The 14,431-nt window shown below is 65.4% G+C and carries 15 protein-coding genes; 4 read left to right on the top strand and 11 right to left on the bottom strand.

Features of this window, described 5'->3' with window-relative positions; translation table 11 throughout:
- Positions 1–67: 67 nt before the first annotated feature.
- The 7 genes from flhA to AC0L27_RS26675 all read right to left on the bottom strand — a co-directional run bounded on the left by flhA (position 68) and on the right by AC0L27_RS26675 (position 6,984).
- On the bottom strand, positions 68–2,209 hold the full coding sequence (gene flhA, locus AC0L27_RS26705; protein ID WP_275172205.1) for a flagellar biosynthesis protein FlhA: 2,142 nt from the start codon (positions 2,207–2,209) through the stop codon (positions 68–70).
- Between the two features lie 373 nt (positions 2,210–2,582).
- Entirely contained in the window at positions 2,583–2,885 is a 303-nt protein-coding gene (locus AC0L27_RS26700) for a copper-binding protein (protein WP_275172204.1), read from the bottom strand.
- Positions 2,886–2,900: 15 nt separating this feature from the next.
- Positions 2,901–3,356: a cupredoxin domain-containing protein gene (locus AC0L27_RS26695; RefSeq protein ID WP_354065328.1), complete on the bottom strand. Its 456-nt coding sequence runs from the start codon at positions 3,354–3,356 to the stop codon at positions 2,901–2,903.
- A 35-nt stretch (positions 3,357–3,391) separates the two neighbouring features.
- Entirely contained in the window at positions 3,392–4,729 is a 1,338-nt protein-coding gene (locus tag AC0L27_RS26690) for a copper oxidase (protein ID WP_354256815.1), read from the bottom strand.
- A gap of 13 nt (positions 4,730–4,742) precedes the next feature.
- Positions 4,743–6,164, bottom strand: coding sequence for a TolC family protein (locus AC0L27_RS26685; protein ID WP_473320808.1), 1,422 nt, complete (start codon positions 6,162–6,164; stop codon positions 4,743–4,745).
- 9 nt (positions 6,165–6,173) lie between these two features.
- Entirely contained in the window at positions 6,174–6,458 is a 285-nt protein-coding gene (locus AC0L27_RS26680) for a hypothetical protein (RefSeq protein ID WP_354210455.1), read from the bottom strand.
- 79 nt (positions 6,459–6,537) lie between these two features.
- Positions 6,538–6,984 (bottom strand): hypothetical protein, encoded by a 447-nt coding sequence (locus tag AC0L27_RS26675; protein WP_354210454.1) that lies wholly within the window; start codon positions 6,982–6,984, stop codon positions 6,538–6,540.
- Positions 6,985–7,136: 152 nt separating this feature from the next.
- Here AC0L27_RS26675 and AC0L27_RS26670 point away from each other — a divergent pair, with 152 nt between their 5' ends.
- The gene (locus tag AC0L27_RS26670) at positions 7,137–8,402 is read left to right on the top strand and encodes an MFS transporter (protein ID WP_354210453.1); all 1,266 of its coding nucleotides are present in this window, start codon (positions 7,137–7,139) and stop codon (positions 8,400–8,402) included.
- On the opposite strand, the gene AC0L27_RS26665 is transcribed toward AC0L27_RS26670, so the two are convergent.
- Positions 8,399–8,806, bottom strand: a complete 408-nt coding sequence (locus AC0L27_RS26665; RefSeq protein WP_354210452.1) for a DUF4864 domain-containing protein — start codon at positions 8,804–8,806, stop codon at positions 8,399–8,401. The genes AC0L27_RS26670 and AC0L27_RS26665 overlap by 4 nt on opposite strands.
- A gap of 53 nt (positions 8,807–8,859) precedes the next feature.
- Positions 8,860–9,501 carry a TetR/AcrR family transcriptional regulator gene (locus tag AC0L27_RS26660; protein ID WP_354210461.1) on the bottom strand — a complete coding sequence of 214 codons (642 nt, stop codon included), beginning with the start codon at positions 9,499–9,501 and terminating at the stop codon, positions 8,860–8,862.
- A 240-nt stretch (positions 9,502–9,741) separates the two neighbouring features.
- On the opposite strand from AC0L27_RS26660, the gene AC0L27_RS26655 reads away from it, so the two are divergent.
- The 3 genes from AC0L27_RS26655 to AC0L27_RS26645 are packed head-to-tail and all read left to right on the top strand — an operon-like array spanning position 9,742 to position 13,539.
- On the top strand, positions 9,742–10,239 hold the full coding sequence (locus AC0L27_RS26655) for a (2Fe-2S)-binding protein (protein ID WP_027568188.1): 498 nt from the start codon (positions 9,742–9,744) through the stop codon (positions 10,237–10,239).
- Positions 10,236–11,297 carry an FAD binding domain-containing protein gene (locus tag AC0L27_RS26650; protein ID WP_354210451.1) on the top strand — a complete coding sequence of 354 codons (1,062 nt, stop codon included), beginning with the start codon at positions 10,236–10,238 and terminating at the stop codon, positions 11,295–11,297. The genes AC0L27_RS26655 and AC0L27_RS26650 overlap by 4 nt, the downstream gene beginning before the upstream one ends.
- On the top strand, positions 11,284–13,539 hold the full coding sequence (locus tag AC0L27_RS26645) for a xanthine dehydrogenase family protein molybdopterin-binding subunit (RefSeq protein ID WP_354210450.1): 2,256 nt from the start codon (positions 11,284–11,286) through the stop codon (positions 13,537–13,539). The genes AC0L27_RS26650 and AC0L27_RS26645 overlap by 14 nt, the downstream gene beginning before the upstream one ends.
- Positions 13,540–13,580: 41 nt before the next feature.
- Here AC0L27_RS26645 and AC0L27_RS26640 read toward each other — a convergent pair whose 3' ends face one another.
- Entirely contained in the window at positions 13,581–13,733 is a 153-nt protein-coding gene (locus AC0L27_RS26640) for a hypothetical protein (protein ID WP_354210449.1), read from the bottom strand.
- 140 nt (positions 13,734–13,873) lie between these two features.
- A complete protein-coding gene (locus tag AC0L27_RS26635) occupies positions 13,874–14,422 on the bottom strand; it encodes a cupin domain-containing protein (protein WP_473320806.1) in 549 nt (182 codons plus the stop codon).
- Positions 14,423–14,431: the final 9 nt, after the last annotated feature.

Genomic DNA, 14,431 nt, shown 5'->3' with positions numbered 1-14,431 from the left:
GGCAAGGCGCCAAAAGCTTAAAAACCATTTGCCTGTGGCCAAAAAACACACGGCTTCTTAAGGCAAATCAGATGCTTCCGACCGTTTTCAGTCTCGCCCTGGGGTGGATTTCAGCCTGCGACAGCACGGTCGTCTGGGCCCGGAACCGCTCGACCAGGGAACGCACGAAGGGACGAATTGCCGCAGAGGTGACCAGCACCGGGGCCTCGCCCTCGCGCGCGGCGCGCTCGAAAGCTTCGCGCACGCCGGTCATGAACTCCGACAGTTTCGAAGGCTGCATCGCGAGGCTGCGCTCCTCGCCCTGGCCGATAATGGATTCGGCGAAGGCTTGTTCCCACCGCGCCGACAGCGCGATCAGCGGCAGATAACCGCTGTAGGAGGTGTTCTGCGCACAGATTTGCCGCGCCAGGCGGGCGCGGACGTGCTCGACCATGGTTGCGGGATTTCGCGAGAAGGCGAGCGAGTCCGCGATGCCTTCGAGGATGGTCGAGAGGTCGCGGATCGAGATGCGCTCGGCAAGCAGCAGCTGCAGCACGCGCTGAATGCCGGAGACCGTGACCTGTCCGGGCACGATGTCCTTGACCAGCTCGCCCTGCTCCTTCGGCAGCTCCTTGAGTAGCTTCTGCACCTCGCCATAGGAGAGCAGGTCCGACATGTTGGCCTTGAGCAGCTCGGTGAGGTGGGTCGAGAGCACGGTCGCGGCGTCGACGACGGTATAGCCCTTGAGCGAGGCCTCCTCCTTGAGGCTGGCGTCGACCCAGGTCGCGGGCAGACCGAAGGTCGGCTCGGTGGTGTGGATGCCGGGCACCTGAACCTGGCTGCCGCCGGGGTCCATGACCATGAACTGGTTCGGCCAGATCTTGCCGGTGCCGGCGTCGACCTCCTTGATCTTGATGATGTAGGTGTTGGCCTCGAGCTGGACGTTGTCGAGGATCCGCACGGCGGGCATCACAAAACCCATCTCGATCGCGAGCGAGCGGCGCAGCGCCTTGATCTGCTCGGTGAGGCGGTCGGTGCCGTCGGGGCCGTTGACCAGCGGCAGCAAGGCATAGCCGAGCTCGATCTTGAGGTCGTCGATCTTCAACGCCGCGGAGATCGGCTCCTCCGCCGCAGCGGAGCCCGGTGCGCCCGGCATTCCCGGCGCAGGTGCGGTCTTCGCAACTTCCTCAGCCCTGGCAGTCGCCCGGTTGCGGTTGCGGGCGTTCCAGGCGAGCGCGCCGGCGCCGGAGCCGAGCGCCAGGAAGGGAAGGGTCGGGATGCCCGGCAGGGCCGCCAGCACCAGCATGACCGCCGCGGACATCGCGAGCGCCTGCGGATATCCGGAGAACTGCTTCATCAGCGCCTTGTCGGCGGCGCCGGAAACGCCGGCCTTGGAAACGAGCAGGCCGGCGGCGGTCGAAACGATCAGCGCCGGCACCTGGGTGACGAGGCCGTCACCGACGGTCAGCAGCGTGTAGCTGCGGCCGGCATCGGCAAAGGACATGCCCTGCTGCGCCACGCCGATGATCATGCCGCCGACGACATTGATGAAGACGATCAGGAGGCCGGCGATGGCGTCGCCGCGGACGAATTTGGAGGCACCGTCCATGGCGCCGAAGAAGCCGCTCTCGTCCTCCAGATCCTTGCGCCGCTGCTTGGCGACCGCCTCGTCGATCAGTCCGGCGGAGAGATCGGCGTCGATCGCCATCTGCTTGCCGGGCATGGCGTCGAGGTGGAAGCGCGCCGCGACTTCGGCGATACGGCCCGAACCCTTGGTGATGACGACGAAGTTGACGATGATCAGGATGGCGAAGACGATGATGCCGATGACGAAATTGCCGCCCATCACGAAGCTGCCGAAGGCTTCGATGACGTGACCGGCGGCGTCCGTGCCCTCGTGCCCGTGCGACAGGATCAGGCGGGTCGAGGCCATGTTGAGCGACAGCCGCAGCATGGTCGAAATCAGCAGGACGGTCGGGAAAGCGGAGAATTCCAGCGGCGCCTGGATGAACAGCGACGTCATCAGGATCAGGATCGAGAGCGTGATCGAAATCGCCAGAAACAGGTCCAGCACGATCGCGGGCAGCGGAAGGATCAGCACCACCAGGATGGTGAGCACGCCGAGAGCCAGCGCGATATCGCCGCGTTTGAGGATATTGCCGATCTCGGCAAGGGTGGGGAAACCGGCGTTTGTGCCGCCTACGCCCTGTCCCGCGGTGACGTCGACCATGGTAGCTGCCCCTCCGCGCGACTGCCGTCCGCGCGCCCCAAACGTCTGCGCGGCGGCCGAAGGGCCGCCGTTTCGAAAGTGAGGCACCGCACTGGCGTCCACGGGAGCTCCCGTTCTACGCGGCTGACGACACTCGACTCCACTGGGCAATTCTTGCCGGGTGTATGGTTAGCAAAGGGTTAATAAGGGGTGCGGCATGGGGGCTGACTGCGGTATTTCGGCCATCTGGCGGGCAAGCAGCCGTCATGCCCGGGCTTGTCCCGGGCATCCACGTTCTTCATGCCGCGCCGAAGGCGTGGATGGCCGGGACGAGCCCGGCCATGACGTTGTGGAAGCGTCTGGCGCCGAAATTCGGCGGACGGAGGCAGTAGCCCTACTTTGCCTTCTCCATCCGGGTCACCGTATAGCCCGAGGCCGCCTCCTCGGCTTCGAAAGTCACTTTGTCGCCGACCTTCACCTGCTTGAGCACGGCCGGGTCCTTGACGCGGTAGACCATGGTCATGGGTTCATCCATGCCGAGATTCTTCGCGGGCCCGTGCTTGAGGGTGATCTTGCCGGCGCCCTCGTCGATCTTCTTGACCTCGCCGCTGATCGCGGCGCCTTGGGCCGCCAGGGCACCTGTGGCAAGGCCGATGGCCAGCGACAGCGCTGCGGCGATACGGATGATGCGGTTCATGGGAGCCTCCTTGCGTTACTTTACGGTGACGTGGCCGACCATGCCGTAATCGCGGTGGTCGGGAATCAGGCACGAAAATTCGAACGTGCCGGCCTTGCTGAACTTCCAGAGGATCTCGGTGGTCTTGCTCGGTGCGAGCCTGACACCGTTGGGATCGTCGTGCTCCATGTGCGGATGCTTTTTCATCTCCACCGCATGCGCGAGATTCTCCTTTGTGGTGGCGAGCAGGAATTCATGGTCCTCCTTGCCGACGTTGCGCAGCACGAAGCGGATCTGCTCGCCGCGTTTGACCTCGATTCTGGCGGGTGTGTAGTCCATCTCGTTCAGCAGGATCTCGATCGTGCGCGCGGATTTTTTCGGATCGCCGGGCTCGCCGGCCGAAAAGGTGCCGTGCCCGTGCTGGTCGTGGGCAAAGGCCGGCGCGGTCGAAAGCGCGGCCAGCGCAAGACCGAGCTTGATCGTCGTCTTCATTGATATCTCCAGTTGGTGGTGGTTCATCGAAACGCTCACATCTTCATGTTCTTCATCGGCGGTCCGCCCGGTTGTTGCCGCACGGGCTCCGGGGCCGGCGGCGTGACCTCGTAGGCGACGGTGCCTTGCGGGAATTGGTAGGGGCCGGGATCGCGATAGTCGTCGCGCGCGAGGCCTTCGCGGATCTTCATCACCGTGAACATGCCGCCCATCTCGATCGGGCCGAACTGACCGGTGCCGGTCATCATCGGCAGCGTATTGTCGGGCGCGGGCATCTCCATGTTGCCCATCGCCATGCCGGTCGAGCCCATCGCCATGCCGTCAGGGGCGAGCTTGCCGACGGCCTTGGCGAGATCCTTGCGCGACACCCCGATCATGTTGCGCATGTCGTGTCCCATCGCATTCATGGTGTGGTGCGACTTGTGGCAGTGGAACGCCCAGTCGCCGGGATTATCGGCGAGCACGTCGAACACCCTGACAGCACCGACCGGTACGTCGGTCGTCGTCTCCGGATATTGCGCGCTCTCCGGAATCCAGCCGCCGTCGGTGCAGGTCACGGCAAAGCTGTGGCCGTGCAAATGGATCGGATGGTTGGTCATGCTGAGATTGCCGATGCGCACGCGCACCTTGTCGCCGAGCCTGACCGGCAGCGGATCGATGCCGGGAAACACCCGCGCATTCCAGGTCCACATGTTGAAGTCGGTCATCTCGTTGACCTGCGGCAAGTACGTGCCGGGATCGACGCGATAGGTACTCATGACGAAGACGAAGTCGCGGTCGACCGGACGGAAGTTCGGATCGCGCGGATGCACGACCACCATTCCCATCATGCCCATTGCCATCTGCACCATCTCATCGGAATGCGGGTGGTACATGAACGTCCCGCTCTTCCTCATCTCGAACTCGTAGACGAAGGTTTTTCCCGGCTGGATGTGCGGCTGCGTCAGTCCACCGACACCGTCCATGCCGCTGGGAATGATCATGCCGTGCCAGTGCACGGTGGTGTATTCGGGCAGTCTGTTGGTGACGAAGATGCGGACCTTGTCGCCCTCGACGGCCTCGATCGTCGGGCCCGGCGACTGGCCGTTATAGCCCCACAGATTCACCTTCATGCCCTCGGCGAATTCGCGCACCACGGGCTCGGCGACGAGATGGAATTCCTTCCAGTCGCCGTTCATCCGGAACGGCAGCGACCAGCCGTTCAGCGTAACGACGGGGCGATAGTCCGGTCCACTGATGGGGTGGAGCGGCGGCTGCATCACCACCTTGTCCATGTGCGGGGCTTCCGGAATGGAGGCGGCCTGCGCGCGGCCGCTGACGACGGATGCGCCGGCGAGCGCGGCGCTGCCCAGAAATCCTCGGCGGGAAAACATGTTGGCCTCCATGTCAGTGACGGCCATCGGCAGGCGCTGCCGCGGCGAGAGTGGTTGAATTGTCGCCGTCGGCAGGCGCGCCGCCGCCATTGATGGCGGTCTGCAGGTCGGACTGGGCAAGGAAAAATCTTTGCCTGGCATCGATTGCACCGCGCAGCGAGGCGAGCCGCTGCCGCGCCTCGGTGAGCAGCGCAAAAATATCGACCTGCATGCTGGAGAAGCGGAGCTGCATCTCCTCGGTGATGATTTTTCGCAAGGGGATGATCTCGCGCTGATAGTGGCTGGCGATGTCGTAGCCGGAGCGATAGATCCGGTAAGCATCGCGCGCCTCGGAGCGTACATTGACGGCGCGCTCGGTCAGCCGATTGAAGGCGAAATTGTAGGTCTCCGCCGCCTGCCGCACCCGCACCTCGCCGCCGTCGAAGATCGGGATCTGGAACTGCACGTCGAAGCCGCGCTCGCGGAACGGCGCGCCTTCCGGATCCCGGGTGCGGCGGGAGATGCCGGCGAGATCGAGCAGGGTCACGAAGCGGGTCGCCTCGGTGAGGTTCAGCGATTTCGCCAGCGCCGTCAGCTCGAGCCGCGCGATCTGAAGGTCGATGCGATGGGCGACCGCGTCGGCCTCGATCGAGGGTAAAGCCTGCGGCCGGCGCGGCAGCGGCGGCAGCTGGTTGGGCAGCCGGAAGTCGAGGCCGCCGTCCCACAGTCCCATCAGGCGCGCCAGCTTTTCGCGCCCGCTCGTCGCCGTCTGTCGCGCGGTGGCGAGGTCGGCGGTGGTTTCGGCGTAAAACACCTGTTCACGGGCCTGATCGAGCTTGTTGATCGAGCCGGTTTCGCCGAGCTTGACCGCGAGCTGCGCAGTCGATTCCGCCGTCGCCTTCGCATCCGTCAGCAACGCCACCATCTCGTTGCCGCCAACGGCGCGCCAATATGCGCGGCGGACATCGGCGGCAAGCCGCAACGTCGCCAGACCCGCGCGCAATTGCGCCTGGCGAAAACGGTCGCGGGCGATCTCCGAGCGGAACGGCAGTGTGGCGAGCGCGAGGATGTCGCCGACAATTTGACGCTCGATTTCGCTGGCGCCGTTGCCCAAGATCCGCGAGACCGAGAACACGGGATTGGGCGGCAGGCTCTGCTCGACGAGATCGGTCTCGGCCAGCGCCAGCTCGTTATAGGCGGCCTGGAGCCCCTTGTTGTTGAGCAGTGCGATCTGCACGGCGGTCTCGACGCTGAGTGTTCGCGAGAGCAGTTGGCGAACGCGCGCGTCGGCCGCGCCAGCTCCCTCGGCCGTTCGCACGAAAGCGACATCCTTGTTGATGGTCTGGCTCGTCAGCTCGGAGACGGCATTCATGCCGCTGTCGGGCGAGAAGGCGGCACAGCCCGACAAGCCGAGCGAGGCAAGAACGAGCAGGCTTGGCGCGAGACGGTGTGTCATGGCGCGCTCCTACCGGTCTTGCTTGGGCTGCGGCGCGACGCTCTGGTTGCGCTCGCGCCATGGTGCCGGGGTTGCTGGCCGCAGGCTGGTGTAGGGCGCAATCGTCGAATGATAGCCGGCGCGCGCGACCTTGGCCGCCGGATTGGCAGGATCAGCGCCGGCGATTTGTGTCGTTGCCGGCATGCAGCCGGACAACGCCAATGCGGTCGCGGCCAGCAGCGGCCAATTGAATCGAAAGTGTCGCCCCCGCGCTGCGGATGCAGCGGCGGACTTCGCCCCGGAAAGCGTAAGCATGACTCATCCCTGATCTGTCTGGAGACCACAGGCTCACGCACGCAGATGCGCGCTCGGCCTGACGTTGTCGCGCGTCAGATCAGATGATGGGAGGGCGGTAGTGCAGGGGCGGCGCCGCGCTGTGCAGGCTGGCCACGATCTCGGGCGAGCAGGCGGAAACCGGCTGAAGCGGCTTTGCGACGCTGGGCAGGTCGGCCGGCAGCGCGCTCACACACATCATCGCGCAGCACGGTCCCGGCGTACCCTTGCCGTCGTGACGATGAGGGGCGGGGGGCGCGTCCTGCGCGGCGGCCTGGTGATGCGCATGTGCCCCTGCGTGGTCATGCGAGGCGCCGTCATGCGTGTGGCCGGCGTGGATCTGGTGATGCACCGGCCCGAGGTCGGCGAGGAGCGTGTCGTCGAGGCACGGTGCTGGACCGCTACCCCAGGCGAGGCTTGCGGCCGGCGCGAGCACGCAGAACAGATAGGCGAGGGCAATGAAGCGCCCCACCCTGATCCGCATCGATCGTGTCAATCGCAGCAACATTCCGCCGACTTGCTCTTCGCGCGGCCATGTAGCACGCGCTGATTTGCAAAATAATGACAAAACGCGCGTTCGCCAAGCTCCTTCTTACCGCAGTGCACCGTGCATGCCCAATATCGCGCCACAATGCTTGACCCTGTGGCGATCCGCGGGCCATGGTCCCGCCCGTGCACGCGCCAAATCAATCAGGACAAACACCCGAAGCATTCACCCCTGATTCGCGTCAGGCCTGGATGCGCCTTGTTATTGCACTTGTGATCGGTTCGATCGGCGGCGTCGGCATGTGGGCGATCGTGGTCATGATTCCCGCGGTGCAGGCCGAATTCTCTGCCACGCGCGGCGCGGTGTCGCTGGCTTTCACCCTCATGATGTTCGGCTTCGGGCTTGGCGGCGTCATCGCCGGCCGGATCACCGACCGGTTCGGCATCGTGGCGGCGATGGCAATCAGCATCGCCTTTCTCGGCGTCGCCAATGTCCTGGCGGGTCTGTCGACCCAGCTCTGGCAGTTCGTGGCAGCGTATTTCTTGATCGGGCTCGGCACCTCCGCGACCTTCGCGCCGCTGATGGCGGAGGCCTCGCACTGGTTCGAGCGCTATCGCGGCCTGGCCGTGACCATTGTCGCCAGCGGCAATTATGTCGCCGGCACGATGTGGCCGCCGATTGTGAATTGGGGCATGCAGGAGGTCGGCTGGCGCCACACCCATATCGGAATCGGCCTTGTCTGCGTCGTCCTGATGACGATCCTCGTGCTGGTGCTGCGCGCGCAGATCGGTCACGACAAGGTCCACGACCATGCCAATGCGCCGCCGCCCCGGGTCGATCTCAAGCTGTCGACCAACACGCTGACGGTGCTGCTCTCGATCGCGAGCATCTCCTGCTGTGTCGCCATGGCAATGCCGCAGGTGCATATCGTCGCCTATTGCGGCGATCTCGGATATGGCGTGGCTCGCGGCGCCGAGATGTTGTCGCTGATGATGGCCTGCGGCATCGTCAGCCGGATCGGTTCGGGCTATCTCGCCGACAAGATCGGCGGCATCCCCACACTGCTGATCGGTGCGGTGGCCCAGGGATTTGCGCTCGTATTCTACCTGTTCTTCGACAGCCTGACCTCGCTCTATTTGATTTCCGCGATGTTCGGCCTGTTCCAGGGCGGCATCGTGCCGAGCTATGCCATCATCGTGCGCGAGGCGATGCCGGCGAGCGAGGCCGCAACCCGCGTCGGCATCGTGATCTTCGCGTCCGTGTTCGGCATGTCCTTCGGCGGCTGGGTCTCGGGCGTCATCTTCGACGCGACAGGTTCCTACGCGGCTGCGTTCGCCAACGGCGTGGCGTGGAACGCGCTCAATATAGGCATCGTCTTGACGCTGCTGATCCGGTCGCGGATGAATGCAGTCAGGACCGGTCCGGGTCTTGCGACCTAGACTGCCTGTCCCGCCTTCAGCAGCGAACAACCCGTGATCTTGTAGCTGCCGTCCGGTTGCTGCTCGAGCGTGTAGAGCGCTTCCCAGGCTTCGCCATTGGCATCGATGATATGGACGTGCTGGGCAATCCGGCTGCCGTCGCTTTTGCTGTCGCCAAATTCAAAGCTCTTGTGCCGATAGACCGGCGGGTAGCCGTTCTGCACCATGGACATGAAGATGTCAGGCGCGGGGAAGATCTCCCGGATCGCCGGCGCGGCGTAGGAATAGGCCGCGCTCGCGTCGTCGCGGCCGAATGCCTGCTCCTGGGCGCGGATGATGTCCCGTGCCGTCGCGACATCGTCGGCGCGCGCTGAGATGGGACCGAAGACGACACTGAGAAAGACCAGCAAGGCGGCGATGCGCATGACAGGCTCCGCGTTGAATTCCCGGCCGCGCCGATCCTAGCACATCTCGCCGGCTATCGCTTCCGCTTTGCAGCCGGCTTCGCGGGCTTGGCGGCCGCGTGGACCCTGGCTTTCACGACAGGCTGCACCCGCAGCCCGTCAACGAACACGTCGAGCATTCGCAGCACCGAGGATTGCCAACCGGGCTGGTCGTGCATGTAGCACATGCCGAAGAACGCGCGCAGCAAGTCCTCGGGGCTGACGTCTGCCCGCATGGCGCCGGCCGCGGCTGCGCGATCGAGCAGCGAGCCGATCGCCTTGGTCAGGCGTTCAAAGGAAAAGGCATGCAACTCCGACCCGCTCTGCACCGCGAGTGCCAAGGCTGCCACCATGCCCTTCTTGGTGGCAACGAATTCGACCCCTGAGCGCAGCCAGCGCCTGAGCGCGTCGACGGGGTCCTTCGCGTTCTTCAACTGCTCGGCGAGTTCGCTGAGCTGCTCGACCTCGCGCCGGTACACCGCCTCGAACAGATCCTCGCGGGTCGGGAAATGCCGATAGAGCGTGCCGATTCCCACGCCGGCGCGTTTTGCCACCGCCTCGAGGCTCGCCTCCGGCCCGCCCGCGTTGAACACGGCCTTGGCCGCCTCGAGCACGCGCTCGCGATTGCGCACGGCATCGGCGCGGGGCTTCCGGGTCTGGTCGGTGTGCTCGTCCATCCACGCAATGTAGATCACGAATTGGTTAGATTGAACCCTTACGGGGCTGCATCGCGTTGATGCGCACGGGCTTTTGACGAATTCCAAATATTTCCCGCCGGCCCTTGTTAAGCGGAGGCTGCCTCCGTATCTTCGCTGAAGACGTTGGCTCGGACGATGTTCGGGCGGCGCTTGTCGACGGCGGCCACGGCGGTGGCGCGCTGCGCGACGACTCATGTCCATATCTGATCGGAGCCTTGTATGAACCACTCCATCAGCCTCACCGTGAACGGTGCGCGGCGCGACTTCGTCCTCGACGATCCGCGTGTCACGCTGCTCGATCTCTTGCGTGAGCGCCTCCATCTGACCGGAACCAAGAAGGGATGCGACCGCGGCCAATGCGGCGCCTGCACCATTCTCGTCGACGGCAAGCGCATCAACTCCTGTCTCGCGCTTGCCATCAGTCATGACGGCGCCGACATTCTTACCATCGAGGGCGTGGCGCGCGGCGACCAGCTTCACCCCGTGCAGGCCGCCTTCATCGCCCATGACGGATTTCAGTGCGGCTTCTGCACGCCCGGCCAGATCATGAGCGCCATCGGCATGATGAGCGAGGCGCAGGCCGGCAACGATCCCGAGCGCATTCGCGAATGCATGAGCGGCAATCTGTGCCGCTGCGGCGCCTATGCCGGCATCGTCGATGCCGTGCTCGACGCGCAGGCCGGCATGGACGAATCCAATCAGAGGCGCTCCGCATGAAGCAGTTCGATTATGTCAGGCCCGCCACGGTCGCCGAGGCCGTCGCTGCCGCGGCCCAGCCGGGCGCGGTCTATCTCGCCGCCGGCACCAACCTGCTCGATCTGATGAAGGGCGGCGTCAGCCGTCCGGATCGTCTGGTCGACGTCACCCATCTCGACGGGCTCGATCTAATCGAGCGCCTTGCCGACGGTGGCATCCGCATCGGCGCGCTGGTGAGCAACGCCGATCTTGCGCATGACGCCGACTTTGCAAAGTCCTATCCGGCCGTCGCCGAAGCGCTGCTCTCCGGCGCATCGGCGCAACTGCGCAATGCCGCGACCGTCGGCGGCAACCTGCTGCAAAGGACGCGCTGTGCGTATTTCTACGACACCGCCAGCCGCTGCAACAAGCGCGAGGCCGGCAGCGGCTGCGACGCGCGCGACGGCGAAAACCGCACCCACGCCGTGCTCGGCTGGAGCGAAAACTGCATCGCCACGCATCCGTCCGACTTCTGCGTGCCCCTGGTCGCGCTTGACGCCATCGTCGAGATCGAGGGCAGGAACGGGCGGCGCGAGATCGCGCTCGACGAACTGCATCGCCTGCCCGGCGATGCGCCCGAGCGTGAATCGGCGCTCGAGCCGGGTGATCTCATCGTCGCGGTGCGTCTGCCGCCCGCTGCGCGCGGCTTTGCCGCGCATGCGCGCTATCTCAAGGTCCGCGATAGAACGTCCTACGCGTTTGCCGTCGTCTCGGCTGCCGCTGCGCTGCGGATCGAGAATGGCAAGATCGTGGAGGCGCGGCTTGCGCTCGGCGGTGTCGCCGCAAAACCCTGGCGCGCCCGCGCTGCGGAGGACGTGCTCAGGAACGTGGCGCCCACGGTGGACGCTTTCCGGGAAGCCGCCTCGCGCGCGCTTGCCGACGCAAAACCGTCCGGCGACAACGCCTTCAAGATCGAGCTCGCGCGCCGCATCGTCGTGCGCGCGCTGAGCCTCGCCGCCGCCGGTACGCTCGCGCGCATCCCCGCGCTGCCGGCCTCTCCCTTTGCCCCGACGTCCGGAGCCATTCATGCCCGAGCTTAATCTCACCAGCGCGCCCGCTCATCTGCGCCACGGCTCGAACATCGGCCAGCCGCTGACCCGCCGCGACGGGGTCCTCAAGGTCAAGGGCCAGGCGACCTACGCCGCTGACAATCATCCGCCCGGCATGCTGTTTGCGGTGATGGCCGTCGCCAGCATTTCGCGCGGCCGCGTGACCTCGCTCGATGTCGCGGCTGCCAAGCGCCATCCTGGCGTCGTCGATGTCATGACGTCAGACCACAAGCCTGAACTCGCGATCGACCCCGAGATCAAGACCAATCCATTCGTATTCCGGATGGAAGTGTTGCAGAGCAATGAGGTCCGCTACGCCAACCAGCCCATCGCCGTCGTGATCGCCGAGACGCTGGAGGCGGCGACGGAAGGCGCGGCACTGCTGGCGCCGCGCTACGAGACGCTGCCCGCGCTCATCGGCCTCGATGCGGGTGAAAGCTTCGTGCCGCCGGTCGTCGGGGTCGGCAACCCGACGGAAAATCACCGCGGCGATGTCGAGGCGGGACTTGCGTCTGCCGACAAGCGGATCGACGCGGTTTACGAAACGCCGCCCCAATATCACAACGCAATGGAGCCGCATGCGATCGTGGCGGCCTGGGACGGCGATAGTCTGCAGATCGACATGCCGACCCAGGGCCTCATGCTGTCGCTCGCGCGCGTTGCCGAATTGTTCGGCATCGCGCACGACAAGATCCACATCCGCAGCCCGTTCCTCGGCGGCGGCTTCGGCTCGAAGGGGCTCATGGCCGGTCCTCCGGTTCTCGGCATCATGGCGGCAAAGCTCGTCGGCAAGCCGGTCAAGCTGGTGCTGCGTCGCGAGCAGATGTATGGCCCGGTCGGCCATCGCGCGCCGACGCGGCAGCGGCTGCGCATCGGCACCGACAGCGAGGGGCGCCTGACCGCGCTCGATCACCATGCGAGGACCGTGTCGAGCACGTTCGATGATTTCTACGAACCCGCAGCCGATGCCTCGCACACGCTCTATGCGGCGCCTGCGATCCGCACCTCGCACGATGCCGTGCGCGTCAACACCGGCACGCCGTTGTTCATGCGCGCGCCCGGCGAGGCGACCGGCTCGATCGCGCTGGAGAGCGCGATCGACGAGATGGCCTGGGCCTGCGGCATCGATCCGCTCGCCTTTCGTCTGAAGAACTATGCCGAGGTCGAGCCGATCACCGGCAAGCCGTTCTCGTCCAAGGCATTGCGTGCCTGCTACGAGCAGGGCGCGGCGCGCTTCGGCTGGGCGAAGCGACCGCTCCAGCCGCGGCAGATGCGCGACGATGCCGGCCTTCTGGTCGGCTGGGGCATGGGCACTGCGACGTTCCCGGCATTGATGTTCCAGGCCGAAGCGCGTGCCGTGCTTCGCCGCGACGGCTCCGGTGCCATGGAGATCGGCGCGCATGACATGGGGCAGGGCGCCTGGACGGCGCTGGCCCAGATCGCGGCCGACGAACTCGGGCTCGAGATCGACCGCGTCGAGTTCAAGGCGGGTTCATCCGACCTGCCCGATGCCGGCATTGCCGGCGGCTCAGCACACACGGCAACCGCGGGTGCTGCGATCCACAGCGCAGGCGCGGCCGTGATTGCAAAACTCGCCGATCTCGCCACCGGTGACGAGCGCTCGCCGCTGTTCGGTGCGGGCAATGCCGGCGTGATCGCGCGCGATGGCCGGTTGATCCGGCGCGACGACGAGAGCCGCGGCGAAAGCTATTCCGAGATTCTCGCGCGCGCCGGCGTCGCCGAGGTCGAGGCGCGCGGCACCGGCGCGCCGAATCCGGCGGCGATGGAGGAGTATGCGATGCACGCCCATGGCGCGGTATTCGCTGAGGTGAAGGTCGATCCCGAGCTCGGCCAGATCCGCGTCACCCGCATGGTCGGCGCCTTCGCCGCGGGACGCATCGTCAACCCGCGCATGGTGCAGAGCCAGCTGTTCGGTGGGATGATCTGGGGCCTGTCCTTCGCCTTGCACGAGGAAGCCATCACCGACCGCCGCACCGGAAGGATCATGAACGCCAATCTCGGCGAGTACCATATCCCGGTGAATGCCGACGTGCCGCCGCTCGACGTGATCACGGTCGAGGAGCACGATCCGCATGTGAACGCGCTCGGCATCAAGGGTGTCGGCGAGATCGGCATCACCGGCAGTGCAGGGGCAGTCGCCAACGCGGTGTGGCATGCGACCGGTGTGCGTGTGCGCCGTTTCCCGATCCGGATCGAGGAGTTGCTGAAGTAGCTTTGAGGCCGCGGCGGGCGAGGCCTTCTCGCCCCCGCGTGCTAGTGCAGCTTCTTGCGAAGAGCCTTGAGCGCTTCTCGCTGCGACTCGATGTAGTTCGCGATGGCCTTGCGCAGCTCCTCCGAATGGAGCTTGTCGCTGTCGCGCTGCACTTCATCGAGTGCAACCTCTGCATTTGCGAGCGTGATCTTCATAGCGAGCCCTGCTACGAAGCGGCTCCGGAAAGCGGAGGCTGCTTGGCTATGGCTCGAAACATATAGAGGATCAGGCCGCGGAAATTGAGATGGCTCAAGCTCCGTAAGATACCGGTGGCTCCGTAGGATTGCGGACAACTTCAAAACGTTGGAGGCGTGCAGGCCGAGATCACCTCGCACGGCTTGCCGCCGACGCAGCGGAAGCGATGCGGGCGACGGCTCTCGAAATAGTAGGCATCGCCCGGATTGAGAATGCGGCGCTCGTCCTCGACGGTGACTTCGAGCTTTCCCGAGATCACGATGCCGCCTTCCTCGCCGTCATGGACGAGGTGAACGCGTCCGGTGTCGCCGCCAGGCTCGTAGCGCTCCTTCAGGATCTGCAGGCTGCGACCGAACAGATTGTCGCCTACTTGCCGATACGAGATCGGCTTCTTGCCGACCTCGGTCAGCTCTTCACCGCGGTAGAATATCTTGCGCCGGCTCTCCGGCTCCAGCGCGAAGAACTCGGCGAGCCCCATCGGGATGCCGTCGAGAATGCGCTTGAGCGCTCCCACGGACGGGTTCATCTGGTTGGATTCGATCAGCGAAATCGTCGAATTGGTGACGCCGGCGCGCTTGGCGAGTTCGCGCTGCGACAGCTTCTGGCGCGCCCGGATGAATCGCAGCCGTCCACCGATATCGACGCTCATGTCCCTGTC

The organism is Bradyrhizobium sp. Ken51 (assembly GCF_055807435.1).
This window is presented reverse-complemented; position numbering and strand designations above follow the sequence as displayed.